22 protein-coding genes and 2 tRNA genes are annotated in these 25,413 nt (G+C 65.4%); 7 read left to right on the top strand and 17 right to left on the bottom strand.

Going from position 1 to position 25,413, the window contains the following annotated elements:
- Nucleotides 1-19: 19 nt before the first annotated feature.
- Together ACOYR3_RS10905 and ACOYR3_RS10900 are read left to right on the top strand one after the other, a co-directional pair.
- Nucleotides 20-1,027: a class 1 fructose-bisphosphatase gene (locus ACOYR3_RS10905; RefSeq protein WP_422846437.1), complete on the top strand. Its 1,008-nt coding sequence runs from the start codon at nucleotides 20-22 to the stop codon at nucleotides 1,025-1,027.
- A 12-nt stretch (nucleotides 1,028-1,039) separates the two neighbouring features.
- Nucleotides 1,040-1,115, top strand: a tRNA-Thr gene (locus ACOYR3_RS10900).
- 102 nt (nucleotides 1,116-1,217) lie between these two features.
- On the opposite strand, the gene ACOYR3_RS10895 is transcribed toward ACOYR3_RS10900, so the two are convergent.
- The 5 genes from ACOYR3_RS10895 to nirB form a co-directional block, all read right to left on the bottom strand.
- Nucleotides 1,218-2,957 carry a protein kinase domain-containing protein gene (locus ACOYR3_RS10895; RefSeq protein WP_422846436.1) on the bottom strand — a complete coding sequence of 580 codons (1,740 nt, stop codon included), beginning with the start codon at nucleotides 2,955-2,957 and terminating at the stop codon, nucleotides 1,218-1,220.
- A 22-nt stretch (nucleotides 2,958-2,979) separates the two neighbouring features.
- Nucleotides 2,980-3,792: a formate/nitrite transporter family protein gene (locus tag ACOYR3_RS10890; protein WP_422846435.1), complete on the bottom strand. Its 813-nt coding sequence runs from the start codon at nucleotides 3,790-3,792 to the stop codon at nucleotides 2,980-2,982.
- Nucleotides 3,793-4,198: 406 nt separating this feature from the next.
- Entirely contained in the window at nucleotides 4,199-5,494 is a 1,296-nt protein-coding gene (locus ACOYR3_RS10885; RefSeq protein WP_422846434.1) for a nitrate- and nitrite sensing domain-containing protein, read from the bottom strand.
- A gap of 90 nt (nucleotides 5,495-5,584) precedes the next feature.
- A complete protein-coding gene (gene nirD, locus ACOYR3_RS10880) occupies nucleotides 5,585-5,959 on the bottom strand; it encodes a nitrite reductase small subunit NirD (protein WP_422846433.1) in 375 nt (124 codons plus the stop codon).
- A 14-nt stretch (nucleotides 5,960-5,973) separates the two neighbouring features.
- Nucleotides 5,974-8,520 carry a nitrite reductase large subunit NirB gene (nirB, locus tag ACOYR3_RS10875; RefSeq protein ID WP_422846432.1) on the bottom strand — a complete coding sequence of 849 codons (2,547 nt, stop codon included), beginning with the start codon at nucleotides 8,518-8,520 and terminating at the stop codon, nucleotides 5,974-5,976.
- 517 nt (nucleotides 8,521-9,037) lie between these two features.
- On the opposite strand from nirB, the gene ACOYR3_RS10870 reads away from it, so the two are divergent.
- Nucleotides 9,038-9,241 (top strand): hypothetical protein, encoded by a 204-nt coding sequence (locus ACOYR3_RS10870; RefSeq protein WP_422846431.1) that lies wholly within the window; start codon nucleotides 9,038-9,040, stop codon nucleotides 9,239-9,241.
- A 109-nt stretch (nucleotides 9,242-9,350) separates the two neighbouring features.
- Here ACOYR3_RS10870 and ACOYR3_RS10865 read toward each other — a convergent pair.
- The 9 genes from ACOYR3_RS10865 to thrS form a co-directional block, all read right to left on the bottom strand.
- Nucleotides 9,351-9,427 (bottom strand) — tRNA-Pro (locus tag ACOYR3_RS10865).
- Between the two features lie 29 nt (nucleotides 9,428-9,456).
- A complete protein-coding gene (locus tag ACOYR3_RS10860) occupies nucleotides 9,457-9,888 on the bottom strand; it encodes a MerR family transcriptional regulator (protein WP_422846430.1) in 432 nt (143 codons plus the stop codon).
- 102 nt (nucleotides 9,889-9,990) lie between these two features.
- A complete protein-coding gene (locus tag ACOYR3_RS10855; protein WP_422846572.1) occupies nucleotides 9,991-10,341 on the bottom strand; it encodes an integration host factor subunit alpha in 351 nt (116 codons plus the stop codon).
- A gap of 2 nt (nucleotides 10,342-10,343) precedes the next feature.
- Nucleotides 10,344-12,791 carry a phenylalanine--tRNA ligase subunit beta gene (gene pheT, locus ACOYR3_RS10850; protein ID WP_422846429.1) on the bottom strand — a complete coding sequence of 816 codons (2,448 nt, stop codon included), beginning with the start codon at nucleotides 12,789-12,791 and terminating at the stop codon, nucleotides 10,344-10,346.
- A 160-nt stretch (nucleotides 12,792-12,951) separates the two neighbouring features.
- Complete coding sequence (gene pheS, locus ACOYR3_RS10845; RefSeq protein WP_422846428.1) at nucleotides 12,952-14,004, bottom strand: phenylalanine--tRNA ligase subunit alpha; 1,053 nt, start codon at nucleotides 14,002-14,004, stop codon at nucleotides 12,952-12,954.
- Nucleotides 14,005-14,200: 196 nt separating this feature from the next.
- Entirely contained in the window at nucleotides 14,201-14,560 is a 360-nt protein-coding gene (gene rplT / locus ACOYR3_RS10840) for a 50S ribosomal protein L20 (RefSeq protein WP_005795139.1), read from the bottom strand.
- A 25-nt stretch (nucleotides 14,561-14,585) separates the two neighbouring features.
- Complete coding sequence (gene rpmI / locus ACOYR3_RS10835; protein ID WP_005795135.1) at nucleotides 14,586-14,789, bottom strand: 50S ribosomal protein L35; 204 nt, start codon at nucleotides 14,787-14,789, stop codon at nucleotides 14,586-14,588.
- 177 nt (nucleotides 14,790-14,966) lie between these two features.
- On the bottom strand, nucleotides 14,967-15,512 hold the full coding sequence (gene infC / locus ACOYR3_RS10830; RefSeq protein ID WP_422846427.1) for a translation initiation factor IF-3: 546 nt from the start codon (nucleotides 15,510-15,512) through the stop codon (nucleotides 14,967-14,969).
- A gap of 152 nt (nucleotides 15,513-15,664) precedes the next feature.
- Nucleotides 15,665-17,584 (bottom strand): threonine--tRNA ligase, encoded by a 1,920-nt coding sequence (thrS, locus tag ACOYR3_RS10825; RefSeq protein ID WP_422846426.1) that lies wholly within the window; start codon nucleotides 17,582-17,584, stop codon nucleotides 15,665-15,667.
- 451 nt (nucleotides 17,585-18,035) lie between these two features.
- Here thrS and ACOYR3_RS10820 point away from each other — a divergent pair, with 451 nt between their 5' ends.
- Nucleotides 18,036-18,971, top strand: a complete 936-nt coding sequence (locus ACOYR3_RS10820; RefSeq protein ID WP_422846425.1) for a glycosyltransferase family 2 protein — start codon at nucleotides 18,036-18,038, stop codon at nucleotides 18,969-18,971.
- A complete protein-coding gene (locus tag ACOYR3_RS10815; protein WP_422846424.1) occupies nucleotides 18,968-19,420 on the top strand; it encodes a GtrA family protein in 453 nt (150 codons plus the stop codon). Before ACOYR3_RS10820 ends, ACOYR3_RS10815 begins: the two co-directional genes overlap by 4 nt.
- Nucleotides 19,421-19,521: 101 nt before the next feature.
- Here the strand turns inward: ACOYR3_RS10815 and aceA are convergent, their stop codons facing one another.
- The 3 genes from aceA to rraA all read right to left on the bottom strand — a co-directional run bounded on the left by aceA (nucleotide 19,522) and on the right by rraA (nucleotide 22,122).
- On the bottom strand, nucleotides 19,522-20,853 hold the full coding sequence (aceA, locus tag ACOYR3_RS10810; protein ID WP_422846423.1) for an isocitrate lyase: 1,332 nt from the start codon (nucleotides 20,851-20,853) through the stop codon (nucleotides 19,522-19,524).
- Between the two features lie 260 nt (nucleotides 20,854-21,113).
- The gene (locus ACOYR3_RS10805; protein WP_422846422.1) at nucleotides 21,114-21,539 is read right to left on the bottom strand and encodes a gamma-glutamylcyclotransferase family protein; all 426 of its coding nucleotides are present in this window, start codon (nucleotides 21,537-21,539) and stop codon (nucleotides 21,114-21,116) included.
- A gap of 67 nt (nucleotides 21,540-21,606) precedes the next feature.
- Complete coding sequence (rraA, locus tag ACOYR3_RS10800; RefSeq protein ID WP_422846421.1) at nucleotides 21,607-22,122, bottom strand: ribonuclease E activity regulator RraA; 516 nt, start codon at nucleotides 22,120-22,122, stop codon at nucleotides 21,607-21,609.
- A 311-nt stretch (nucleotides 22,123-22,433) separates the two neighbouring features.
- Between rraA and ACOYR3_RS10795 the strand changes: the two genes are divergently transcribed.
- Nucleotides 22,434-22,754, top strand: coding sequence for an SWIB/MDM2 domain-containing protein (locus tag ACOYR3_RS10795; protein WP_291485413.1), 321 nt, complete (start codon nucleotides 22,434-22,436; stop codon nucleotides 22,752-22,754).
- Between the two features lie 476 nt (nucleotides 22,755-23,230).
- Nucleotides 23,231-25,357 carry a TonB-dependent receptor gene (locus ACOYR3_RS10790; protein WP_422846571.1) on the top strand — a complete coding sequence of 709 codons (2,127 nt, stop codon included), beginning with the start codon at nucleotides 23,231-23,233 and terminating at the stop codon, nucleotides 25,355-25,357.
- The last annotated feature ends 56 nt before the right edge of the window (nucleotides 25,358-25,413 follow it).

Raw genomic sequence — 25,413 nt, 5'->3', positions numbered from 1 at the left:
TTGAGAAAGAGACCGTTTCATGACCAAGCGCATCAGCCTGACCCGCTACCTTGTTGAACAACAACGGGTCGATGGCCTCATCCCCTCCCAACTGCGCCTGCTGCTCGAAGTGGTGGCGCGGGCCTGCAAGAGCATCAGCCACGCCGTGAACAAAGGCGCGCTGGGCGGCGTGCTGGGCGCCGCCGGCAGCGAGAACGTGCAGGGCGAGATCCAGAAGAAGCTGGACATCATCGCCAACGAGGTGCTCATCGAGGCCAACGAATGGGGCGGCCACCTGGCGGCCATGGCGTCCGAGGAGATGGACGGCATCTACCTCGTGCCCAACCGCTACCCCCAGGGCGAATACCTGCTGCTGTTCGATCCCCTGGACGGCTCCAGCAACATCGACGTCAACGTGAGCATCGGCACCATCTTCAGCGTGCTCAAGAAGCCCGAGGGCGACCGGGGCGTGGAGGAAGCCGACTTCCTGCAGCCCGGCACCCAGCAAGTGGCCGCCGGCTATTGCATCTACGGCCCGCAGACCACGCTGGTGCTGACCGTGGGAGACGGCGTGGCGATGTTCACGCTCGACCGCGAGCAAGGCTCGTTCGTGCTCACCGATGAAAACGTGCGCATTCCCGAGGACACCAAGGAATTCGCCATCAACATGAGCAACATGCGCCACTGGGACGCCCCCGTGAAGCGCTACATCGACGAGTGCCTGCAGGGCAAGGACGGCCCCCGCGGCAAGGACTTCAACATGCGCTGGATCGCCAGCATGGTGGCCGACGTGCACCGCATCCTGACACGCGGCGGCATCTTCATGTACCCCTGGGACAAGCGCGAACCCGGCAAGCCCGGCAAGCTGCGCCTGATGTACGAAGCCAACCCCATGGGCTGGCTGGTGGAGCAGGCCGGCGGCGCCGCCACCAACGGCCGCCAGCGCATCCTGGAAATCCAGCCCGCGCAGTTGCACGAACGCGTCAGCGTCATCCTGGGATCAAAAAATGAAGTGGAACGCGTGACAGCCTACCATTCCGCGCTATAATTTGAGGCTTACGCCGGTGTAGCTCAGTCGGTAGAGCAGCTCATTCGTAATGAGAAGGTCGGGTGTTCGATTCATCTCTCCGGCACCAAATGAAAAGCCCTGATTCGCAAGAGTCAGGGCTTTTTTCATTGCGCGCCAGAGATCTCGCCCGCCGCCTCCTGGGTCTCAGACTGCAAAGCCCCAATGCCGGTCAGTGTCCATAGGCACGCAGACCCAAGAGCACCAGCACCGCAAGGCCCAGCAACACGGCAATCGCCTGCCAGAACACCACCGGATCGCGTTCAGCCAGCGGGACGGTGCGCGTGCGCAGCAAATGCGCTCCCGGCGCGTGCAGGTCGTGCATGAACTCCGAGACCGCTTCCTGCCGCCGCCACGGGTTGGGGTGCAGCGCCTTTTCCAGCACCGCGTCCAGCCAGTCCGGCAGGTCGGGCCTTACATGGCGCACGGGCACGTACCGCAGGCGCTTGAGGTCCGTGGCGCTGCGCAGTTGCGTGACCTGGAGGCCGTACGGCAGCCGGGCCGTCAGCATCTGGTATGCCAGCACGGCCAGGGCAAACAGATCCGCCTGCGGCGTGGCGGCCTGGCCCAGGAACCGCTCGGGCGCGGTGTACTGCAAGGTGCCGGTGATGGGATCGGTGCGCTCGCTGCCCTGCACTGCCGGGGCCAGCCCGGCCACCATGGTGGAACCGAAGTCGATGATGCGCACCGTGCCCGCGCGGTCCACCATCACGTTGTCGGGACGCAGGTCCTGGTGGAACATCTCCTTGTGGTGAAACGCCTGCAGCCCCTTGGCCACCTGCCCCACGATACCGCGCACCACGTCCAGGCTCGGCCGTGGATGGTCCACCATCCACTGCGCGAGCGTCTGCCCCTCCACATACTCCATCGCCCCGAACACGTGCTGGCGCGGCCGCTCGCTGGCGTGGGCGCGCAGCACGTGCGGGCTGTTCACGCGCCGGGCCACCCACTCCTCCAGCAGGAACCTGTCCAGGTGGTCGGCATCGCCCGCCATGGCGGCCGCGGGCGTCTTCAGCGCCACTGGCAGCCCTGTCGCGTCATCGATCGCCAGGTGCACGTGGCTGCGCGCGCTGGCATGCAGTTCGCGGACCACGGTGTAGCCCTCGAACTGCATGCGGGGGGCCAGCGGCGGCGGCAGCGCCAGCCCCTTGCGCAGTTGGGGGAGTGGGTCCGCCCCGGCTGGCGGCAAGGTGTCGATGCGCACCAGTTGCACCGTCATGTCGTCCTCTGCACCCCGCGCTTCGGCGGCATCGACCAGGGCGCATGCGGCGGCCTCCAGATCGCCAGGGAAGCGGGCCAAGGCGCCGTTCACCGCGTCCACATCCAGGTGAGCGTACGCGCCGTCGGTCGCCAGCAGGTAGAGGGCGCCCGGCTCTGCCTCCAGGCAGGCATAGTCGATCTCGACATGGGCGCTGGCGCCCAGCGCACGGCCCAGGAACGACGTTTCGGCAGACAGGTGGACGCGGTGGTCCTTGGTCAACTGCTCCAGGGCACGGGCGTGCACACGGTAGATGCGGGCGTCGCCCACATGCAGCACGTGCACCTCGCGGCCCCGCAGGACCAGCGCGCTGAAGGTGCAGACATACCCGCGGTCCTTGTCAAAGCGCGCATGGCTGCGCAGCGTCTGCGCATGCAGCCAGGCATTGGTGGCGCTCAGCACGCGCTGCGCGCTGCGGCGCACCGACCAGGCGTCGGAGGTGGCGTAGTAGTCGTCCAGAAAGCTGCGCACCGAGGCAGCGCTCGCCTCCTGGCTTACCGGGCTGGAGCCGATGCCGTCCGCCAGCGCCACCACGATGCCCTTGGTGCCCAGCAGCGGCTCACGCGGGAGCAGCGCGCCATGAAAGTCCTGGTTGATGCCCTTGCGGCCGGCGCGCGAGCACTGGCCCAGCGAGACGCTCAGCCGTTGGGGCATGGAAGCCATCCCGGGGCGCGGCTCAGGCAACGGTGCGCTTGGGCGCCGTCTTGTAGTGCGTGGAGTACAGCGTGGCCCCCACGAACGTCAGGCCGCCCACCAGGTTGCCCAGCACCGTGGGGATTTCGTTCCAGATCAGGTAGTCCATCAGCGTGAACTTGCCGCCCAGCATGAGCCCCGTGGGGAACAGGAACATGTTCACGATGGAGTGCTCGAAGCCCATGTAGAAGAACACCATCACCGGCATCCACATGCCGATGGCCTTGCCCGACACCGACGTGGACATCATGGCCGCCACCACGCCCGTGGACACCATCCAGTTGCACATCACGCCGCGGATAAACAGGGTGAGCATGCCGGCGGCGCCGTGGGCCGCATAGCCGACCGTGCGCCCTTCGCCGATGTGCCCGAGCTTCTCGCCGATGGCGTTGGGCGCCTCGCTGAAGCCGAAGGTGAAGATGATGGCCATGAACACGGCCACCGTCAGCGCCCCTGCAAAGTTGCCGACAAACACCAGCCCCCAGTTGCGCGCCACGCCACCCCAGGTGGCTCCCGGGCGCCTGTCGAACACGGCCAGCGGCGCCAAGGTAAAGACGCCCGTCAACAGGTCGAACCCCAGCAGGTACAGCATGATGAATCCGACCGGGAACAGCATGGCGCCCACCAGCGGATTGCCGGTGTTGACGGTCACCGTCACGGCAAAGGCCGCCGCCAGGGCCAGGATGGCTCCGGCCATGAAGGCGCGGATCAGCGTGTCGCGCGTGGACATGAGCAGTTTGGATTCGCCGGAGTCGACCATCTTGGTCACGAACTCCGCAGGAGCGAGATAGGCCATGGGATTTTTCCTCGGGGTACGGGTGGGAAGCTGTGGCCCTTCCTGCCCGCGGGCAGAAAGAAGCGCGGCGAAAATGAAAACGGCGTCCACATGCAGCCCGCCAAAGCGGGGCTGCACAAGGGACGCCGTTATCCGTGGATGCGCGCTTCCGACACCGGGTGCGCTCAAACAGCGCGACCGGCAGGAGGCACCGAGCCGCCTTTAGCCCGGAGTAGCAGCCATCCAGCAAATTCCGTACCGCCGGATTTGGCTACCGCAGGCAGCCCCTGGCACCGTTGCGGTGCGTCGGCCCAGGCCTCTCGCCTGAAACGTAGCGAAAGCCCAGCCCCGGGGCACCAAGTTGGGCCGGTGCGTTGGAATGCCTCAGGGCGCCAGGATGGCGACGCCCTTTCCGCCGGCCGCCGGGTCAGGAAGCCGGCGGCGTGTTGCCCTGCGGGCTTCGCGCGGCAAAGGCCAGGTCGGGCAGCGAGAGCGTGGCTTCCGCCACCTCCAGAAGGCGGCGGTTCTGGTCCATGGACGTTTTCTGCAGCACCCGGAAGGCCGCTTCTTCGTTCAGCCCCAGCCGCGCCATCAGCACGCCTTTGGCGCGCTCGATGACCTTGCGCTCGTTGAGCGCCCGTCGCGCAGCCTCCAGCTCGGCCTCCATGCCGGCCATGCGGGCCGCCTGCCCTTGCAGCAGCTCGACCAGCGAGGATGGTTCCCCCGCGTGCGGGCTGCCGGCCGGGGTGGACAGCTCGGCGGGCGCACGCGCCATGTCAAAGAAGCGGTCCACGGCATGGGCCCGCTGGGGCGGGTTGTCGCGCAGCCCGCGCAGCAGGCCGCGCGAATCCTGCAGATCCTGCTGGGCCTCCCGGATGCGGGCTTCGCAATCCTCGCGCAGGCGCTGCACCAGCCCGACCTGCAGATGCCACAGCGCGTTGATGCGTTCAGTGCAGACATCGAACCAGGTGTCGCTCAGGTCGCTGTCCAGCGCGGCGCCGGGCCGGGCCGTGCACAGGGTGCGCCGCAAGCGCTCCAGCTGCGCCACCCCAGGCACCAGCTGCAGGCGTTCCCACTGGTCGCGCAGCGCGGGCTCTGCAAACTCGGCAAACACCTTGAGGCTCCGCTCCTGCGCATCCATCAGATGGAGAACGCGCTGCTGGTGGGCCTCATTGCTGCGCCCTGACGCGTACAGGATGGCCCCCAGCGCCCGCTCCTGGCCGGCTTCCTCCTGCGCCTGTACCAGGTGCAGCAGAGCCACCAGCAGCCGCGACACGCTGGGCAGCCCTGCCGCATCGGCCACGTGAAAGACCAGTTCCACCAGTCCGGCAATCAGGTGGCTGTAGGCGGCCACCGTGTCATGCGCCGTCATGGCCTGGCGCTCGATCTGGGACCGCAGTGCGGCCAGCGACTCCACCCCCAGCAGCGCCCAGGCCATCAGCGACAAGGTCTTGGCCGTAGCGCCCTGGGCCGCCTCTGCGTGCTGCGCAAAGACGTCGCGCAAGCGCGCCTCCAACGGACGCACTTCCTCGACAGTGCGCAGACGCATGTCGGCAAAGCGCTGGGCCCGCGAAGCCAGGTAGGCGCCCGACGCCCCCCGCTCCCGCTGCAGGCCCTGGATGAGCTGCCCGATCACATCCACCAGCGCCGCCCGCTGGGCAAGGTGGCGCACTGCGTCAATCTCCAGTTGCTTGGAGCGCAGGACCAGGCTGGATACGGTCAACGGGTGGGCGGAATCTGGCATGCAGGGTGGGAACAAGAAGTCACGGGAAATGCGGCGATGCGACGGGCGCGAGAGCGATTTTGTCAGGGCTCATCCGGCGGCCACGCACACGCGTCCGTCTGCGGTGCGCACCGGGTACGTGCGCACCGACAGCTCCGGCAGCTCCAGGCAGGCCCCGGTGCGCAGGTCGAAGTGGTTCTTGTAGAGCGGCGAAGCCACCACCAGGCGGTCGCCCAGGCTGCCCAGCAGCCCGCGCGAGAGCACGCTGGCGCCGGACTTGGGGTCCACATTGCCAATGGCGAAGAACTCGCCGGCCCCCACGCGAAACACGGCGACATGCTCGCCAGCCACCCGCGCGCAGACGCCGGTGTTGGGCACCACGTCCTCCACGGCGCAGATGTCGATCCAGGGGTCCGCCGCCGCAGCGGGAGCTGAGGAAGAAGCGGGAATGGGAAGTGCACTCATGGCAAAAGATCCTTTCAAGCAGCTTGGCGAATGGGAACAACGGTCTGGGGCTGCGGGGTGGCCCGCTCATCGGCCCGGGCCGGCCGGATCTGGCCGCGCTCCGGCACAAACACCACGGTCTCGTCCGCCTGGTCACTGTTCACAAACGAGCGGAAGCGCTTGCGCGTTTCCGCGTCGGTCACCGCGGTCTTCCACTCGCACTGGTAGGTGTCCACCACCTGCTGCATCTGCGCCTCCAGCTCCGCGCACAGGCCCAGGCTGTCCTTCAGGATCACGTCCTTCAGGTAGTCCAGCCCGCCTTCCAGGCTCTCGCGCCAACTGCTGGTGCGCTGCAGCCGGTCCGCCGTGCGCACATAGAACATCAGCACCCGGTCGATCAGGCGCACCAGTGCTTCCTGGGTCAGGTCGGACGCGAACAGCTCGGCGTGGCGAGGCTTCATGCCGCCGTTGCCGCAGATGTAGAGATTCCAGCCTTTCTCGGTGGCAATCACGCCAATGTCCTTGCCCTGGGCCTCGGCACACTCGCGCGTGCAGCCCGACACGCCAAACTTGATCTTGTGTGGCGCGCGCAAGCCCTTGTAGCGGTTCTCCAGCATCACCGCCAGGCCCACGCTGTCGCCCACCCCGTAGCGGCACCAGGTGGAGCCCACGCAGCTCTTGACGGTGCGCAGCGCCTTGCCATAGGCGTGGCCCGACTCGAAGCCGGCGGCAATCAGCTCCTCCCAGATCAGCGGCAGCTGCTCCACCCGCGCGCCGAACAGGTCCACGCGCGCGCCGCCCGTGACCTTGGTGTACAGCCCGTACTTCTTGGCGACCTGGCCCACCGCAATCAGCCCATCGGGCGTCACTTCGCCGCCCGGCATGCGGGGCACCACCGAGTAGGTGCCGTCCTTCTGGATGTTGCCCAGGTAGTAGTCATTGCTGTCCTGCAGGCTGGCCAGCTCTTTCTTGAGCACGAATTCGTTCCAGCAAGACGCAAACACGCTGGCCGCCACCGGCTTGCAGACGTCGCAGCCCAGGCCCTTGCCGTGCCGCGCCAGCAGCTCCTCAAAGCTGCGGATGTTGCCCACACGCACCAGGTGGTAGATCTCCTGGCGCGAATAGGCGAAGTGCTCGCAGACGTGGTTGTTCACGGCCATGCCGCGGCGCGCCATCTCGGCCTTCATCACCTGGGTGACCAGCGGCACGCAGCCCCCGCAGGTGGCCCCCGCCTTGGTGCAGGCCTTGATGTCGGCGATGGAGCACGCTCCCTCGCCCACGGCTGCGCAGATGCCCGCCTTGCTGACGTTGTTGCACGAGCAGATCTGCGCGGTGTCCGGCAGCGCGTCCGCCCCCAGGCCCGGCCGGGCCTTGCCATCGCTGGACGGGAAGATCAGGAACTCCGGGTCTTCCGGCAAGGCGATGCCATTGAGCGCCATCTGCAGCAGCGTGCCGTACTCGGCGGCGTCGCCAATCAACACGGCGCCCAGCAGGTGCTTGCCGTCCTCGCTGATGACAATCTTCTTGTAGATCTGGCGGCGCTCGTCCACATACTGGCAGGCACGGCTGTGCGGAGTCTTGCCATGGGCGTCGCCGATGCTGGCCACATCCACGCCCATGAGCTTGAGCTTGGTGCTCAGGTCCGCGCCGACGAAAGCGGCGTCGGCATCGCCCGCAATGTGGCGCGCTGCGACGCGGGCCATGTCGTAGCCCGGCGCCACGAGGCCGAAGGTCTGCTCGTTCCACGACGCGCACTCGCCGATGGCATACACGTGGTGGTCGCTGGTGCGGCAGGCACTGTCGATCGCCACGCCGCCGCGCGGGCCGATGGCCAGCACGCACTGGCGGGCCAGCTCGTCGCGCGGACGGATGCCGGCGGAGAAGACGATCATGTCGGTCTCCAGGTAGGTTCCGTCGGCGAACACCATGCGGTGGCGCGCGCGGGCGCCATCGGTGATCTCCTGCGTGTTGCGGCTGGTGTGCACCTGCACGCCCAGCGCCTCGATCCGGGAGCGCAGCACGCGCCCGCCGCCTTCGTCCACCTGCACCGCCATCAACCGGGGCGCAAACTCCACCACATGGGTTTCCAGCCCCATGTCGCGCAGCGCCTTGGCGCACTCCAGGCCCAGCAGGCCGCCACCGACCACCACGCCGGTCTTGGACCGGGCGCCGCAGGCCTGCATGGCTTCGAGGTCTTCGATGGTGCGGTAGACAAAGCAGTGCGGGCGGTCACGCCCCGGCACCTGCGGCACGAAGGGGCTGGAGCCCGTGGCCAGCACCAGCCTGTCGTAGCTGAGCACCTCGCCATCGGCCGTGGTGACCGTGCGGATGCGCCGGTCCACCGCCACCGCCCGGGCGCCCAGGCGCAGCGTGAAGCCGGTGCGCTCGAAGAATCCCGGCTCCACCAGTGACAACGCATCCGCCGTCTTGCCGCTGAAGAATTCGGACAGGTGCACGCGGTCATACGCCGCGCGCGGCTCTTCGCACAGCACGGTGACCTCGGCGCCCGTGATGCCGGTTTCGGCCAGACTTTCGAGGAACTTGTGGCCTACCATGCCGTGGCCGATCAGAACGATTTTCATGCTTGTGATCCTGCAGGGGACCCGGCCGCCGTGGAGCGCAATTGCAGGACGCGCCACATGCCCGCCCTGGCAAGGCGCTGCATGCACCACCCCCACCGCGATGGCCCGGAGTCGATTGGAACAACCCGGCCGCGCGCTCGCGCCGCACCGGGGTCCCGCCGTCATTAGCGGAGGTATCGTTCGGCCGCCGGCAACTTCACCGGCGGACCTGCACAGGCATCGCAATATCCGTGCCGCATGCGTTGCGGCCCAGAACACCGGTCTGCGCGGGCAGCGGTGGCTGCAGCGGCCACGCGCGCATCAAGGGGGTGCGGAGGCTCCCCAAAACAGGGCGGCGCAACGCCGGCGCAAGAAGGCCGCCCCCCAGCACCGCCGCGCGACATGGTTTTTGTTTGCAAACCTGTACGGCTGCGGCAGACTTTCGCCTCCGCCACGCCGCCCTTGCCGCCTATACCGACCTTCCCGGCTTGGCGTACCCCACGGGCCCCACCAGCCCCCCCTCGCGCAGGAGATGCAGATGACCTTGGAACGCAGAGCCACCAACGACCGCCGCAGTGGCAAGGACCGCCGGCAGACCGAGGCCGGGCCGCCAGGCAACTACGAACGCCGGCGTGCCGTGGAGCCCCGCCAGCCCGAACTGACCGAGCTGCACCTGAGCGACGAGGAATTGCGGGCGCTGGGCTTTCCGGACGGCACGCCGGCGCCCCAGGCCAAGGGCTGATCCGCCAAGGCAGCCACCTCGCCATCCCCGGCCCTGCACGGCAGGCGGTCGAAAGGCCGCCCAAAGCAAAAGAGCCCAGAATCTTTCGATTCTGGGCTCTTGCTATCAATGGTCGGCGTGGCGGGATTCGAACTCGCGACCCCTTGCACCCCATGCAAGTGCGCTACCAGGCTGCGCTACACGCCGACAAGACTTAGATTATATACACAAAAATCTCAGCTGGGAGAAAGTAGCGCACGAATTTCAAACAATTCTTTGCGCACCGCGTTGGAATCCAGCGCAACGCCCCCGCGCGCATCAATGGAAAGGTCGCGCGCTGCGTCCACCAGCATGCTGGGCAGTTCAGGCGCATCCCCCAGTTCCTCGGCCGCCGCATCGTTGCGGGCCGCATGGGCCAGCTCCTGAAGGCGGTTGCGGGCCCCGTTGATGGTGAAGCCCTGGTCGTACAGCAGATCGCGGATGCGGCGGATCATGAGCACTTCGTGGTGCTGGTAGTAGCGGCGGTTGCCGCGGCGCTTCATGGGACGCAGTTGCGTGAACTCCTGCTCCCAATAGCGCAGCACATGGGGCTTGACGCCACACAGCTCGGCCACTTCACCGATCGTGAAATAGCGCTTGGCAGGGATGGATGGAAGTGCGTTTCCCATGAAGGATGCGTTCAGACCAGAGGGAGAAAGCCGATGAGGGTACTGCAGACGGGCCGGCGCCGCCAGCCCGCATCAAAATTTCGGCAACACATTGGCAAAAATTCACAATGTGCCGGACGTCTGGATCTGCTCCTTGAGCTTGGTGCTGGCGTGGAACGTCACGACGCGGCGGGCCTTGATGGGAATCGCCTCGCCGGTGCGGGGATTGCGCCCCGGGCGCGGCGCCTTCGTACGAATCTGGAAGTTGCCGAAGCCCGACAGTTTGACGTCCTTGCCCTCGACCAGGCTCTGCGCAATCAGATCGAAGAATGCGTCGATCATGTCCTTGGACTCGCGCTTGTTCAGGCCGATCTGGTCGAACAGCAGATCGGCCAGCTGGGCCTTGGTCAGCGCCGGGGTTTCCAGGCTCTCGACAGCAAATTCAATCACTGCATCACTCCCCTTCAACATCATCGTCACACCCGCAGCCGTGCGCCGGTGTCCTGCGCCAGGCGGGCCACCACCGCTTGCACGGCGGCCTCGATCTCGGCCTCGGTCAACGTGGCTTCGCCGCGGCCGAGCGTCAGGCGCACGGCTAGGCTCTTCTCGCCCGCTGCCAGACCGCCGGCGGGTGCCGCCTCTCCCGGGCGCAGCGCCTTGGGGCGGTACACGTCGAACAGCACGGCCGAGCGCAGCATGCCCTGCGGGGCTGCGGCATGCACGGCTGCCATGATCTCGGCATGCGTGACGCGCTCGGCCACCACCACGGCCACATCGCGCTCCACCGCCTGGTGCTTGGCCACGGGCTGGAATTGCGGCACGGCGCGCTGCAGCACGGCGTCGAGCTCCAGCTCGAACAGCACCGGCGCCTGGGGCAGGTCCCACGACTGGCGCCACTGCGGGTGCAGCTCGCCCACGAAGCCGATGGCTTGGCCGCCCACGAGCACGCGTGCGCAGCGGCCCGGGTGCATGGCGGGATGCGCAGCGGCTTCAAAGGTGGCGCGCAGCGGCGCCAGCAGCGCTTCCACGTCGCCCTTCACATCGAAGAAGTCGACGGCCTGCTCCTTGCGGCCCCACTGCAGCGTATCGGCCGCACCGTAGGCGAGGCCCGCCACGCGCATGGGCTGGTGGAAGCCTTCCACGGTGGTGTCGGTATTGCGCACGCTGGCGTCGCGCAGGAACACGCGGCCCAGTTCGAACACGCGCACGCGCTCGGCCTTGCGGTCGAGGTTGAACTTGAGCACTTGCAGCAGCGAGCCCAGCAGCGTGGAGCGCATCACGCCCATCTGGCTGGCGATGGGGTTGAGCAGCTTGATGGGCGTGGGGTTGGCCGCCAGCTCATGCTCCCAGCGCTCTTCCACGAAGCTGAAGTTGATGGTTTCCTGGTAGCCCAGGCCGGCCAGCTGGCGGCGCACGGCGAACGGGCTGCGCGTGGCCTCGGGCGGCAGCTTGGGCGTGATGGGCGCCAGCGGGGGCGTGGTGGGCAGGTTGTTGTAGCCCACCATGCGCGCCACTTCCTCGATCAGGTCTTCTTCGAGGGTGATGTCGAAACGGTACGAGGGCGGCGCGACGGTGAGCGTGCCCTCGCCTTCCGTCACGGGCAGGCCCAGGCCGCGCAGTGCATTGGCGCACTGCGCCTGCGTGAGCGGCATGCCGATGACCTTGGCGGCGCGCGCCACGCGCAGCGTGACGGGCTGGGGCTTGGGCAGGTTCACCTGCTGGTCGTCCATGGGGCCGCAGGCGGTCTCGGGCGTGCCGCAGATGTCGATGACGAGCTGCGTGATGCGGTCGATGTGCTCCACCGTGAGGCTCGGGTCCACGCCGCGCTCAAAGCGGTGGCCGGCGTCGGTGGAGAAGTTGAAGCGGCGCGAGCGCCCCGCCACCGCCTTGGGCCACCAGAAGGCGGCTTCGATGTAGATGTGCTTCGTGTCGTCCGACACGGCCGTGGCGTCGCCGCCCATGATGCCGGCGAGCGATTCGACCTGGCTGTCGTCGGCAATAACGCCCACCTTCTCGTCCACCGTGATGGTGTTGCCGTTGAGCAGCTTGAGCTGCTCGCCCGGCTGGCCCCAGCGCACGTCCAGGCCCCCGTGGATCTTGTCCAGATCGAAGATGTGCGAAGGCCGGCCCAGTTCGAACATCACGTAGTTGGAGATGTCCACCAGCGGCGACACGCCGCGCTGGCCGCAACGGGCCAGGCGGTCCAGCATCCACTGCGGCGTGGCGGCGCGCGTGTTCACGTTGCGCACGATGCGGCCCGAGAAGCGGCCGCACAAATCGGGCGCGCTGATCTTGACGGGCAGCTTGTCGTTCAGCGTGGGCTGCACGGCCGGGAACGACGGCTGCTTCAGCGGTGCGCCGGTCAGCGCAGCCAGCTCGCGCGCGATGCCGTAGACGCTCAGGCAGTGCGCCAGGTTGGGCGTGAGCTTGAGCGTGAACAGCGTGTCGTCGAGGTTGAGGTAGCTGCGGATGTCCTGCCCCACGGGCGCCGCGGCATCCAGCTCCAGCAGGCCGCCGTGGTCTTCGGACAGCTTGAGCTCGCGCGCCGAGCACAGCATGCCCTGGCTTTCCACGCCACGCAGCTTGCCCACCTTGATGAGGAAGGGCTTGCCGTCATCGCCCGGCGGCAGCTCCGCGCCCACCAGGGCGCACGGCACCTTGATGCCCACGCGGGCATTGGGCGCGCCGCACACGATGTTGAGCAGGGCGCCCTGCCCCACATCCACCTGGCACACGCGCAGGCGGTCGGCGTCGGGGTGTTGCACGGCCTCTTTGATTTCGCCCACGACGATCTTCGTGAAGGGCGGCGCCACGGGGCGCAGCTCTTCGACCTCCAGACCGGCCATGGTGAGGGTGTCGGCCAGCGCTTGGGTGCTCAGCGGGGGGTTGCAGAACTCGCGCAACCAGGACTCGGGGAATTGCATGGTGTAGAAACTCTTGGCTTTAGGCTCTTGGCACTTGCTCTTGAAAAGATAGCTGCTTGCGCTTGTCAGTGTTCAACTTGAATGCGAAATCACATTGAAAACCAATGAAATCAAGCGCTGGCAGCTCACTTTTTTGAAGGGCTCGGGTGGGTTCGCTGGCTTACTGGAACTGCGACAGGAAGCGGATGTCGCCGTCAAAGAACAGGCGCAGGTCGTTCACGCCATAGCGCAGCATGGTCAGCCGGTCGGGGCCCATGCCAAAGGCAAAGCCGATGTACTTCTCGGGGTCCAGCCCCATGTTGCGCACCACGTTGGGGTGCACCTGGCCCGAGCCGGCCACCTCCAGCCAGCGTCCGGCCAGCGGGCCGGTCTGGAACTGGATGTCGATCTCGGCGCTGGGCTCCGTGAAGGGGAAGAAGCTCGGGCGGAAGCGCAGCACCAGGTCATCGCTTTCGAAGAAGGTGCGGCAGAAGTCGGTGAACACGACCTTCAGGTCCTTGAAGCTCACGTTCTCGCCGATCCACAGGCCTTCGCACTGGTGGAACATGGGCGAGTGCGTGGCATCGCTGTCCACGCGGTACGTGCGGCCCGGGGCGATCACGCGGATCTCGGGCATGGGTTGGCCCGCATCAAGCAGCGCGCGGTGCTTCTTGACGTGCTGCACCGCGTGGCGGACCTGCATGGGGCTGGTGTGCGTGCGCAGCAGGTTGGGGGCGGTGGCGGTGCCGCCCTCCACGTAGAAGGTGTCGTGCATGGAACGCGCGGGATGGTCCTCCGGCGTGTTCAGTGCGGTGAAGTTGAACCAGTCGGTCTCGATCTCGGGGCCCTGGGCCACGTCGAACCCCATGGAGCCGAAGATGCCCTCGATGCGCTCGAGCGTGAGCGACACGGGGTGCAACCCGCCCTGCCCGCGCTGGCGGCCCGGCAGGCTCACGTCCAGCGCCTCGGCCTTGAGCTGGGCCTGCAGCTCGGCGTCGGCCAGGGCCTGGCGGCGCGCCGTCAAAGCCGCCTCGATCGCCTGCTTGGCCAGATTGATGGCCGCGCCGCGGGACTTCTTTTCCTCGACGGACAGCTGCGCCATGCCCTTCATGAGCTCGGTCACGCGGCCCGACTTGCCCAGAAACTGCGCCTTAGCGTTTTCCAGATCTGCGGGGGTGGCGCTTTGCGCGAACAACTGCGTCGCGCTCTCGACCAGGGATTCCAACTCGTTCATACCGACTCTTTCATGACTTACGCAAACAGGATTCACAAACGGCGTTTCCATACGGCCGGCATATCAACCAAGCCCGTTTGCGTAAGTCGCTCTTTATCGACCCGTGAAAATGAACAAGGGCTAGCGCCTTTTCAAGCCCTAGCCCTTGCTGTTATTGCGCAAGCAGCTATCAGAACGATAGCTACTCATCGTGAACTCAAGCAGCCAGCTTGGCCTTGACTTGCTCCACGATGCTGCCAAAGGCAGCCTTGTCGTGCACGGCGAGATCGGCCAGCATCTTGCGGTCGATTTCGATGGATGCCTTCTTCAGGCCGTTGGCGAACTGGCTGTAGGTCAGGCCCAGTTCACGGGCAGCGGCGTTGATACGGGCGATCCACAGCTGGCGGAACACGCGCTTCTTGGTGCGGCGGTCACGGTAGGCATATTGCCCAGCCTTCATCACCGCCTGTTTGGCGATGCGGAAGACATTACCGCGGCGACCACGGAAGCCCTTGGCAAGGGCGAGAACTTTCTTGTGACGGGCACGGGCCGTTACACCACGTTTGACGCGAGGCATGTATGTACTCCTTGTTCGTCAGTTATTACAGGCCAGCGCTGGGCAGCATTTGTGCGATCGAGCCCATGTTGGTCTCATGCACATTCACTGCACCACGCAGGTGGCGCTTGTTCTTGGTGGTCTTCTTGGTCAAGATGTGACGCTTGAAGGCTTGACCGCGCTTGACGGTGCCACCGGGACGAACGCGGAAACGTTTTTTCGCGCTGCTCTTGGTCTTCATTTTGGGCATTTGAATGCTCCTTTGTTTGTGCTCGCGAGGCGTTTGCAGACCGATCCGCAAACTTGTTGGCCCCGAGCCACTTCTTTTGGAAGGCTTGCACCTTCCAGCGGCAATGCGGATGCACTGCCTTTTCAAGGCCCCGCCCCCTTGCGGAAGCAGAACCCGAAATCCTAACCCATCCGCCTGTCAGGCCGCTGCACCGCCTGCGGAAGGTGCGGCGCCGTCGCCTGCGGGCTTCGCAGCCGCGCCCGGCTTCTTGCGCCCCGGAGCGATCATCATGATCATCTGGCGGCCTTCCAGCTTCGGAAACTGCTCGACGAGGATGGTGTCGCCCAGGTCGTCCCGGATGCGGTTCAGCAAGGCCAGCCCCAGCTCCTGGTGCGTGATTTCACGGCCACGGAAGCGCAAGGTGATCTTGCACTTGTCGCCATCCGCCAGAAACCGGCGAATGTTGCGCATCTTGATGTTGTAGTCGCCATCGTCCGTACCCGGGCGGAATTTGACTTCCTTGATCTCGATGACCGTCTGCTTGGCCTTGGCTTCCGCAGCGCGCTTTTGCTCCTGGTACTTGAACTTGCCGTAGTCCATGAGCCGGCACACCGGCGGATTGGCCGTGGCGGCAATCTCGACCAAGTCCACATCCAGCTCGCCTGCCATGCGCAAGGCTTCCATCAAGCTCACCACGCCCAGAGGCTCATTGTCCGGTCCGGACAAACGAACTTCCGGGGCCATGATTTCCCGGTTCAGGCGGTGCTTGCGCTCCTCGCGCTGGCGACGATCACGAAATTCCGTAGCGATGGCTGTATTCCTTCAAACAAAACACTACAATTTTTGTAGCAAAAACCGACCACAAGGCAAGCGCCGAAGCTTGTTTTCAATAAAAATCAGGCTTTGGTGGCGATGTCCTGGGCGATCAACTGAGCAAACGCTTCAATGGACATCACGCCGAGATCACGATTGCCCCGGCCACGCACTGCGACGGCTCCGGCGGCCTTCTCCTTGTCGCCCGCGACGAGGATGTACGGCAGCTTTTGCAACGAATGCTCCCGTATTTTATACGTAATCTTCTCGTTGCGCAGATCGGTCACCACCCTAAGGTCTTGATTCGGCAGTGCTTTTTGCAGCTGTGCGGCAATTTCGCGACAGTAATCGGCCTGGGCATCGGTGATATTGAGCACCGCCACCTGCACGGGAGCCAGCCACACCGGCAAAGCGCCGGCATAGTGCTCGATCAGCATGCCGATGAAACGCTCCATGCTGCCCACCGTGGCGCGGTGCAGCATCAATGGGCGCTTGCGGCTGCCATCCTCGGCCACGTACTCGGCATCCAGCCGCTCGGGCAGGTTGGGGTCGATCTGCATCGTGCCGCACTGCCATTGGCGGCCCAGAGCATCCTTGAGCGTGTACTCGATCTTCGGGCCGTAGAACGCGCCCTCGCCTTCGGCGATCTCGAACTCGCAGCCCGAGCGGCGCAGGCCGTCCATCAGCGCCTTCTCGGCGCGGTCCCAGGCCTCTTCCGAGCCGATGCGCGCCTCGGGGCGCGTGGCCACCTTGTAGATGATGTCGGTGAAGCCAAAGTCCTTGTAGACCTTCTGCACCAGGGCCGTGTAGTTGGCGCACTCTTCCTGCACCTGCTCTTCGGTACAGAAGATGTGGCCATCATCCTGCGTGAAGCCGCGCACGCGCATGATGCCGTGCAGGCCGCCGGTCGGCTCGTTGCGGTGGCAGGCGCCAAACTCGCCATACCGCAGCGGCAGGTCGCGGTAGCTCTTGATGCCCTGCTTGTAGATCAGGATGTGGCCCGGGCAGTTCATCGGCTTGAGCGCGTACTCGCGCTTTTCCGACTCCGTCGTGAACATGTTGTCGCGGTACTTGTCCCAGTGGCCCGTCTTCTCCCACAGGCTCTTGTCCAGGATCTGCGGGCCCTTCACCTCCTGGTAGCCGTTGTCGCGGTACACGCGGCGCATGTACTGCTCCACTTCCTGCCACAGGGCCCAGCCCTTGGGGTGCCAGAACACCGTGCCAGGCGAGTGCTCGTCCAGGTGGAACAGGTCGAGCTCGCGGCCCAGCTTGCGGTGGTCGCGCTTTTCCGCCTCTTCCAGCATGGTGAGGTATTGCTGCAGCTCTTCCTTGCTGGCCCAGGCCGTTCCATACACCCGCTGCAGCATTTCGTTGCGATGGTCGCCACGCCAGTAGGCGCCCGCCACCTTCATGAGCTTGAAGTGCTTGAGCTTGCCCGTGCTGGGCACGTGCGGGCCGCGGCACAGGTCTTCAAAACTGCCTTCGCGGTACAGGCTCACGTCCTCGTTGCTGGGGATGCTGGCGATGATCTCCGCCTTGTAGTTCTCGCCCAGGCCCTTGAAATAGGCCACGGCCTCGTCGCGCGGCAGCACGCGGCGCACCACGGGCTCGTCCTTGGCGGCCAGCTCGGCCATGCGCTTCTCGATCGCGGCCAGATCCTCGGGCGTGAAGGGGCGCTTGTAGGCGAAGTCGTAGTAAAAGCCGTTTTCGATCACCGGCCCGATGGTGACCTGCGCTTCGGGGAACAGCTCCTTCACGGCATAGGCCAGCAAGTGGGCCGTCGAGTGGCGGATCACTTCCAGGCCATCAGCGTCCTTGGCGGTCACGATGGACAGCGGGCTGTCGGCCGTGATCTGGTAGCTGGTGTCCACCACCTTGTCGCCGATCTTGCCGGCCAGGGCGGCCTTGGCCAGGCCCGCACCGATGGAGGCGGCCACCTCGGCCACCGTGACCGGACCAGGGAACTCGCGTTGCGAACCATCCGGAAGCGTGATGTGAATCATGGGAGCTGTCTTTCTCTTCGTGAATCAAAAATCGGGCACGCGCCGGGCCCGGAAACAAAAAAGCGCGGAACGGGTCCGCGCTTTTGGAGGGGGAGTGCAATCTCGTGCAGGCGCGAACAGCCAGCCTTAGCGGCCGGCAGGAGTGATCTCCGAGGTAGTTCGCGGTGTCATAACCAGATTGCCTTTCTCGCTCTTGTGCATTGAAGTTTCAAACATTTTACTCCTGCCAAGGTCCCGCCACCCCAACCTATCGCGGCAAAGCGTGGCGACGGCCAGACAGCCGCACCTCGCGCGGCGGTTTTCCATCGAGAATCCCGCCAACCCGTGCCAGCCGCGAAATGTGCGACAGTCCCGCTCAGAGGCTGCGCCGCGATCCCGTTGGAAACCAAAGCCCACCGCCGCTGCAGCGCCTGCGGCCTGGCCTCGGGCAGCTGACTTCTGAAAACACTTTATGCAACCTGAGATTTCCGTCGTCATCCCGGTGTACTGCGAAGCAGCGGGCATTCGCGTCACGCTGCGCGAAGTCGAGAAGTACCTTTCCCAGTGCGCGTCCACCTGGGAAATCGTGGTCGTGGATGATGGCTCCAAGGACAGCACCTGGGACGAAATTGCTGCGCTGTCCGCCGGCATGCCCGGGCTGCGTGGCTTGCGGCTGAGCCGCAACTTCGGCAAGGAGGCCGCCGTGTCCGCAGGGCTGGCCGCCGCCCGCGGGCGGGCCGTCGTCCTGATGGATGGCGACATGCAGCACCCGCCCTCCCTGCTGCCCACCCTCGTGCAGACCTGGCGAACGGGCGAGGCAGACATCGTGGAGGCGGTCAAGTCCAGCCGGGGTAACGAATCCGCGATGTCCGCCGCCCGCGCCAAGCTCTTCTACCTGATCCTGCGCGCCTTCTCGGGCCACGACCTGAACGGCGCCTCCGACTACAAGCTGCTGGACCAGCGGGTGGTGGAGGCCTACCGGACGATGAAGGAGCGCAACGTTTTCTTTCGCGGCATGGTCAGCTGGATGGGGTTTCGCACCACGCAGATCCCCTTCGAGGTGGAGCCCCGCATTGCGGGCGATTCGGGGTGGTCCGTTTTCGGCCTCATCCGGCTCGCGGCCGTGGCCGTGACAAGCTTCAGCACTTTTCCACTGCACCTGATCACCATCTTCGGTCTGATCTTTTTCGCCTTCTCGGTGCTGCTGGGCATCCACACGGTCTACATGAAGCTCTCGGGCGCAGCCATCAACGGTTTCACCACGGTGATCCTGCTGCTGCTGATCATTGGCAGCTCGCTCATGATCGGGCTGGGCATCATCGGCGAATACCTGGCACGCATCTACGAGGAAGTGAAACAACGTCCGCGGTACATTGTTTCGCAGGAACTGCCGGGCCCCGGACGATGACGCACGGCCCGCACAACGCACCGCCCTCGGCCACAGCGGCCACGCCGCGCGCCCTGCCCCCCTTTTCCCGGTTGCTGCGCTACGGGGCGGTGGGCGCGCTTGGCGCCGTGGTGCACATGTCCACCTTGTTCCTGCTGGTGGAGATGCAGCTGGCCGAGCCGGTGGCGGCCACCACCGCGGGCTTCATCCTGGCCCTGCTCATCTCCTACCTCGCCAACCGGTTCTGGACCTTCGGGTTCTCGGGCAGCTACTGGGCCTCGATGATCAAGTACTGCGTCGTGTCGCTGATCGGCCTGGGTCTCAACATCCTCATCATCAAGCTGTTCACCGATGTCCTGGGGTTGTGGTACGGCTGGGGAGCGATGGCGGCCGTGGTGGCCGTGGCGCTGAACAACTTCGTGTTGAACAACGCCTGGACCTTTCACAAGAAATACAGCGCCTCACCTTAGCCCCCGCCGCCGGGATGCACAAAACAAGAAAGCCACCCGGCGGGTGGCTTTCTTGTTTTTGGCGGAGCCAGACTCCGCCCCTCGCGGGAGGGGCTGCGAGATCAGTGGAACTGCTCTTCTTCGGTGGAACCCGTCAGGGCCTTCACGCTGGACGAGCCGCCCTGGATCACCGTGGTCACGTCGTCGAAGTAGCCTGCGCCCACTTCCTGCTGGTGCGACACGAAGGTGTAGCCCTTGTCGCGTGCTGCGAATTCCGGCTCTTGCACCATGTTCACGTAGTGCTTCATGCCTTCGCCCTGGGCGTAGGCGTGGGCGAACTGGAACGTGTTGTACCAGTTGATGTGGATGCCGGCCAGCGTGATGAACTGGTACTTGTAGCCCAGCGCGGACAGTTCTTCCTGGAACGCGGCGATCTGCTTGTCGTTGAGGTTCTTCTTCCAGTTGAAGGAAGGCGAGCAGTTGTACGACAGCAGCTTGCCGGGGTTGGCGGCCAGCACAGCCTGGGCGAATTCGCGGGCAAAGCCGATGTCGGGCACGCCGGTTTCGCACCACACGAGGTCGGCGTAGGGAGCGTAGGCCACGCCGCGGCTGATGGCTTGCTCCAGGCCGTTCTTCACGCGGTAGAAGCCTTCTTGGGTGCGCTCGCCGGTCAGGAAAGGCTTGTCGTTGGCGTCGTGGTCGGACGTGATCAGGTTGGCGGCTTCAGCGTCGGTGCGGGCCAGCACGATGGTGGACACGCCCATCACGTCCGCGGCAAAGCGGGCTGCGATCAGCTTCTCGATGGCTTCCTGCGTGGGCACCAGCACCTTGCCACCCATGTGGCCGCACTTCTTCACAGCGGCCAGCTGGTCTTCGAAGTGCACGCCGGCAGCGCCTGCGGAGATCATGTTCTTCATCAGTTCGAAGGCGTTGAGCACGCCGCCGAAACCGGCTTCCGCATCGGCCACGATGGGCAGGAAGTAGTCGATGAACTCCTTGTCGCCAGGATTGACACCACGGCTCCACTGGATTTCGTCCGCACGCTTGAAGGTGTTGTTGATGCGGCGAACCATGGTGGGCACCGAGTCGTAGGCATACAGCGACTGGTCGGGGTACATGGTTTCGCTGGTGTTGCCGTCGGCGGCCACTTGCCAGCCCGACAGGTACACGGCTTCGAGGCCGGCCTTGGCCTGCTGCATGGCCTGGCCTGCGGAGATGGCGCCAAACGCGTTCACGTAGCCCTTCTTGGCGCCGCCATTGATCTTGTCCCACAGCTTCTCAGCGCCGCGCTTGGCCAGCGTGTACTCGGGCTGCAGGCTGCCGCGCAGGCGAACCACGTCGGCGGCGGAGTAACCGCGCTTCACACCCTTCCAGCGGGGGTTTTGCGCCCAGTCTTTTTCCAGGGCTGCAATTTGCTGTTCACGGCTCAGTTGTTCGTTGAGGGATTGGGGCATGAGATCACTCCAGAGGTTGGTTGAAAACACCGGGCTGCAGGTGCCGCCCTTGGAGATAACTGTAAGTCTTCTATAAGACCTGCGCAAGCTCTTATGTCTTATACAAGAGATAAATTTTTTGCTTGAAAATCAATAAGTTGCCACTCAACTCCCTCAATGTGAAAAAGAATTTCTCATATTGAGAAAAAATTTCGCATCGCAACAATCGTTGCAATTCACATCATGAAAAGCGACTCTCATCACACAAAAACGGCAGTGCGTCATCGCGGCGGCAGCTGTTGCGCCAGGGCCTGCATCCAGTCCCCCCCGGGCACGCGCAGGGCGGGCTGGGCGTAGCGGGGGTTGATTTCATACACCAGGCACCGCAGCACCCGCGCGTCCACCGCGACGTCGATCTCGCGCTTGGTGTATTCGTCCGTGGGGTGGGAGCCGAGGTCCTCGATCTCGTCCAGGACAGGCTCCAGGGCCGGGTCGATGGCGTAGACCTCTCCTTGCACCCATTCGCTGCCGCCCAGCGTCATGCCAGGATAGGTCCCCAGGTGGTAGAGCACGCCGGCCACGCGCGCCGCCCCCACGAAGCGGGGTGCGGGGCGCAGCCGCGTGATGTCGTTGATGCCGCCACGGCGCAGCGTACCGTAGACAAAAACATGGCGAGGGGCCGGGACTGCCGGCGTCGGTTCGGGCATGGCAGAGGACTCCGGGGCCAGGAAAAACCAGGGCGGGCGACGGTGACGGGGCCAAGCCCCGGGCCGTCTATTTGGACAACGGCTGCGCGCCCACCACGATGCCGTCGGCATCCGCATACAGCCAGTCGCCCGGCCGCACCCAGACCCCTTGCACCTGCACGGGCACGTCCCGCTGCCCTTCACCGCGGCGCTCCGTGGGCAATGGCATCAGCGCCAGCGCCCGGATGCCGACCGCCGCGGCGTTCAGTTCGGCCACGTCGCGCACGCAGCCGTCGACCACCAGCCCGGCCCAGCCATTGCGGGCCGCGGCCGCCGCGAGGTTGCCGCCCACCAGCGCCCGGCGCAACGACGCTCCGCCGTCAACCACCAGCACGCGACCCTCGCCCGGCGATTCGACGGCCGCCTTGACCTGGGTGTTGTCTTCGTGGCACTTGACGGTGCTGACCGGCCCGGCGAACGCAGCCACCGCGCCATAGCTGTGGAACACGGGCGGGAGCACGCGGAAGGCGCCGCTCATGTCGCCCTTGTGCGCGTCACAGAAATCGCAGGTGCTGAACGTCGGAGCTGGGAGAACGGCAGACATGCTGAAGCCTTTCAAAAAATCGAAACGTGGGCAGTCGGTCCGCCGGTGCCACAACGGCACGGCGGGGGTTCGCCTTGCATTGTCGTACAGCGAAAACACCCTGCCGCAAGCGCCTGGAAAACTCTGAATTGTCAACAACGGCGCGCTTTGCGGGCCGCTTTGGGCCGGAACGCGGCGCCACGGCTACAAATCGAGGCAAAAAAAGCCGCGCTTCCCTTGGAAACGTGTTTTTTTCCCAGTAGCATCGGCCTGCCAGTGGGAAAGCGTCGTCGTCTTCGCTGGTGAAAATTTACTTCCAAGGAAAACCCAACATGGCAACTGCAAAAAAAGCTCCGGCAAAAACAGCCCCCGCAGCCAAGAAGGCTGCTGCCCCCGCCAAGAAGCGCACCCCCAATGCCGCCTTCATGAAGGCGCTCACGCCCAGCCCCGCGCTGGCTGCCGTGGTGGGCTCGGCGCCTCTGCCGCGCACGGAGATCATCAGCAAGCTGTGGACCTACATCAAGGCCAACAACCTGCAGGACGCCACCAACAAGCGCAACATCAACGCCGACGCCAAGCTGAAGGAACTGTTCGGCAAGCCCCAGGTGTCGATGTTTGAACTGGCCGGCCTGATCGGCAAGCACGTCAAGTAAGCGCTGCTGCGCAACCGCTCCCAAAGCCGGCTTTGCCGGCTTTTTTCATGGCCGGAGCGCGGCGTGTGGCAAATTGGCATCAATGCAAATGAGAATGACCCGCATTTGATGTAACATAAAGCTGCAAGTCGAAGCACAGCCATGTTGAACTAGCCACTGCCTCTCGTCTGCGCCCAGGGATCCTCTTCACGAATCGCCGCGCCGTGTGCAGCTGCGGTCTCGGGTGGTCTGCTGCGTTTTGCGCCTCGCAGCCCTCCCGATCCGCAGCGCCCACCTTCCGCTCGATGCGTGCAGGGCATCCCTGGCGCTTTCATGCGCCCACAGCACATTCCCCTTCGACGGAGGCCATCTTGGCGAAAACACGCGCTCAGCGCCGCAGCACCTTGCTGCGCACACCACAAAACACCCCTTCCCTTGCGTCCGCAGCCCGTGGCGGCCTGGCGTCGGACAAGGCCCTGCTTCCCCTGGGCGCGCTGATGCTGGCGGCCTCGGTAGGCAGCCTGGCGCAGACCGCACCGGCAGAGAAGACCCTGTCGACCGTGACGGTGAAGGAGCAGGCAGAAGTCCAGGGCAAGGACACGCTGCTCATCAAGCAGACCACCGTCGGCAAGGGCAAGCAGGACATCAAGGACATTCCGCAATCGGTGACCGTGTTCACCGAGAAGCTCATGAGCGACCGCAACCAGGACGACTTCCGCGAGGTGCTGCGCACCACGGCAGGGGTCACCTTCCTGTCGGGCGAGACCGGCGAGGAGGACGTGCGCCTGCGCGGCTTCTCGCTGGGCCAGGCGGGCGACATCTACGTGGACGGCATGAAGGACGCCCCGCTGATCGAGCGCGACACCTTCAACAACGACCGCATCGAAGTGCTCAAAGGCTCGGCCTCCATGCTGTTTGGCAAGGGCTCGACCGGCGGCGTGGTGAACCAGGTCAACAAGGCGCCCCTGCTCATCGACCAGCACGAAGTCTCGTACACGCTGGGCACGGGCCAGTACCACCGCCTGGCGGGCGACTTCAACTTCAAGACCGGCGAGAACGCGGCGTTCCGCCTCAACGCGATGGTGCAGGAGTTTGACAACTACGGCGCCAAGCAGGACAAGCGCGGCATTACGCCCACGTTCGCCTGGGGCATCGGCACGCGCGACGAGTTCTCGATCGGGCTGTACTACCTGGAATCCAAGGGCCGCCCGCTCTACAACCACCCGTGGCGCCTGGTGGACGGCAAGATCAACACGCCGCTGGATGCGCGCAACTACTACGGCCTGGCCAGCGACCACAACAACACCTCGTCGCAGTACGTCACGCTGGGCCACATCCACCGCTTCAACGACAGCGGCGAGCTGAACACGCGCCTGCGCTACGGCCGGTACGAACGCGATCTGCTGGCCAGCACCATCGGCTTTCAGAACAGCAACATCACGCTGGGCCAGATCAACGACAGCACGGTGCTGACCCGCGGGTCCAAGGGCCGCAAGGGCGAGAGCGATGTGCTGCAGGTGCAAAGCGACTACAGCAACACCTTCAACTGGGGTGGCCGCAAGAATGCGGTGCTGGCCGGCGTGGACTATTACGACGACGACGCCAAGCGCAACCAGAACTACGCCAACCCCACGCCCCGCCCCACCACCACGGTGGGCACGCCCAACGACGGCGCCTGGGTGGCGGACGGCCGCGCGCCGGTGCAGTGGAACACCTTCACCTCGCGCAACCTGGGCCTGTACTTCCAGGACACGGTCTCGCTGAACGACACGCTGAAGTTCGTGGGCGGCCTGCGCTATGACAACTTCAGGGCTTCGTACCGCAACCCCGATGGCAGCGTTGCTGGCAACCGCTCCGACAGCCTGTTCAGCCCACGCCTGGGCCTGCTGTTCCAGCCGGACGAGCTGTCGTCGTACTACGTGTCGTACGGCACCTCGTACAACACCTCGGGCGACACCTACCAGTACGGCATCAACCTGAACAACGGCACGACGCGCGCGGCCAACACGCCCGCCGAGAAGAGCCGCAACATCGAGATCGGCAGCAAGTTCGAGCTGTTCGAGCGCCGCGTGCTGCTGGGCGTGGCCGCGTTCTACAGCGAGAAATACAACGAGCGCAATACCGACCCCGATACGGCAGCGGCGCAGGAGCTTCTCTCCGGCAAGCGCCACGCCACGGGCATGGAGTTCAACCTGGCGGGCCGCCTGACGCCGAAGTGGGAGCTGTTCTTCAACCACACCTGGATTCCGTCGGCCAAGATCGACCGCAGCAATGTGGCGCTGGCAGCCAACGGCGGCGGCGCGCAGGTGCAGGGCGACCGCCCGGGCCTCACGCCCAAGCACAGCGGCAGCGTGTGGAGCACGTATGCCGTCACCTCCAAGCTGCGCGTGGGCGCCGGCATCACCTACCGCGCCAAGCAAAACCCCGAGGGCTCCCGCGCGGTGTATGCCAGCGGCTTTGCGGTGATGGATGCCATGGCGGAATACGCGTTTGACGACAAGACCTCGCTCAAGCTGAACGTCAGCAACCTGTTCGACCGCACCTATGCGGACGGCCTGTACCGCGGCTTCTACACCCCGGGCGCGCCGCGCGCCGTGCAGGTGACGCTGAAGACGCGCTTCTGACCTCCTGCTGCCGAAGCGCAGCCCGCGCGCGCCGGGGTAGACGCCCCGGTGCGCGC

The organism is Acidovorax sp. M2(2025), assembly GCF_049330835.1.
Taxonomy (GTDB): Bacteria; Pseudomonadota; Gammaproteobacteria; order Burkholderiales; family Burkholderiaceae_C; genus Acidovorax.
This window is presented reverse-complemented; position numbering and strand designations above follow the sequence as displayed.

Coding starts and splice junctions, on each gene's coding strand:
- ACOYR3_RS10905 (WP_422846437.1), top strand. CDS start 20: ATGACCAAGCGCATCAGCCTGACCCGCTACCTTGTTGAACAACAACGG.
- ACOYR3_RS10895 (WP_422846436.1), bottom strand. CDS start 2,957: ATGCCCCAACGGCTGAGCGTCTCGCTGGGCCAGTGCTCGCGCGCCGGC.
- ACOYR3_RS10890 (WP_422846435.1), bottom strand. CDS start 3,792: ATGGCCTATCTCGCTCCTGCGGAGTTCGTGACCAAGATGGTCGACTCC.
- nirD (WP_422846433.1), bottom strand. CDS start 5,959: ATGAGTGCACTTCCCATTCCCGCTTCTTCCTCAGCTCCCGCTGCGGCG.
- nirB (WP_422846432.1), bottom strand. CDS start 8,520: ATGAAAATCGTTCTGATCGGCCACGGCATGGTAGGCCACAAGTTCCTC.
- ACOYR3_RS10870 (WP_422846431.1), top strand. CDS start 9,038: ATGACCTTGGAACGCAGAGCCACCAACGACCGCCGCAGTGGCAAGGAC.
- ACOYR3_RS10860 (WP_422846430.1), bottom strand. CDS start 9,888: ATGGGAAACGCACTTCCATCCATCCCTGCCAAGCGCTATTTCACGATC.
- ACOYR3_RS10855 (WP_422846572.1), bottom strand. CDS start 10,341: ATGATGTTGAAGGGGAGTGATGCAGTGATTGAATTTGCTGTCGAGAGC.
- pheT (WP_422846429.1), bottom strand. CDS start 12,791: ATGCAATTCCCCGAGTCCTGGTTGCGCGAGTTCTGCAACCCCCCGCTG.
- pheS (WP_422846428.1), bottom strand. CDS start 14,004: ATGAACGAGTTGGAATCCCTGGTCGAGAGCGCGACGCAGTTGTTCGCG.
- rplT (WP_005795139.1), bottom strand. CDS start 14,560: ATGCCTCGCGTCAAACGTGGTGTAACGGCCCGTGCCCGTCACAAGAAA.
- rpmI (WP_005795135.1), bottom strand. CDS start 14,789: ATGCCCAAAATGAAGACCAAGAGCAGCGCGAAAAAACGTTTCCGCGTT.
- infC (WP_422846427.1), bottom strand. CDS start 15,512: ATGGCCCCGGAAGTTCGTTTGTCCGGACCGGACAATGAGCCTCTGGGC.
- thrS (WP_422846426.1), bottom strand. CDS start 17,584: ATGATTCACATCACGCTTCCGGATGGTTCGCAACGCGAGTTCCCTGGT.
- ACOYR3_RS10820 (WP_422846425.1), top strand. CDS start 18,036: ATGCAACCTGAGATTTCCGTCGTCATCCCGGTGTACTGCGAAGCAGCG.
- ACOYR3_RS10815 (WP_422846424.1), top strand. CDS start 18,968: ATGACGCACGGCCCGCACAACGCACCGCCCTCGGCCACAGCGGCCACG.
- aceA (WP_422846423.1), bottom strand. CDS start 20,853: ATGCCCCAATCCCTCAACGAACAACTGAGCCGTGAACAGCAAATTGCA.
- ACOYR3_RS10805 (WP_422846422.1), bottom strand. CDS start 21,539: ATGCCCGAACCGACGCCGGCAGTCCCGGCCCCTCGCCATGTTTTTGTC.
- rraA (WP_422846421.1), bottom strand. CDS start 22,122: ATGTCTGCCGTTCTCCCAGCTCCGACGTTCAGCACCTGCGATTTCTGT.
- ACOYR3_RS10795 (WP_291485413.1), top strand. CDS start 22,434: ATGGCAACTGCAAAAAAAGCTCCGGCAAAAACAGCCCCCGCAGCCAAG.
- ACOYR3_RS10790 (WP_422846571.1), top strand. CDS start 23,231: ATGCTGGCGGCCTCGGTAGGCAGCCTGGCGCAGACCGCACCGGCAGAG.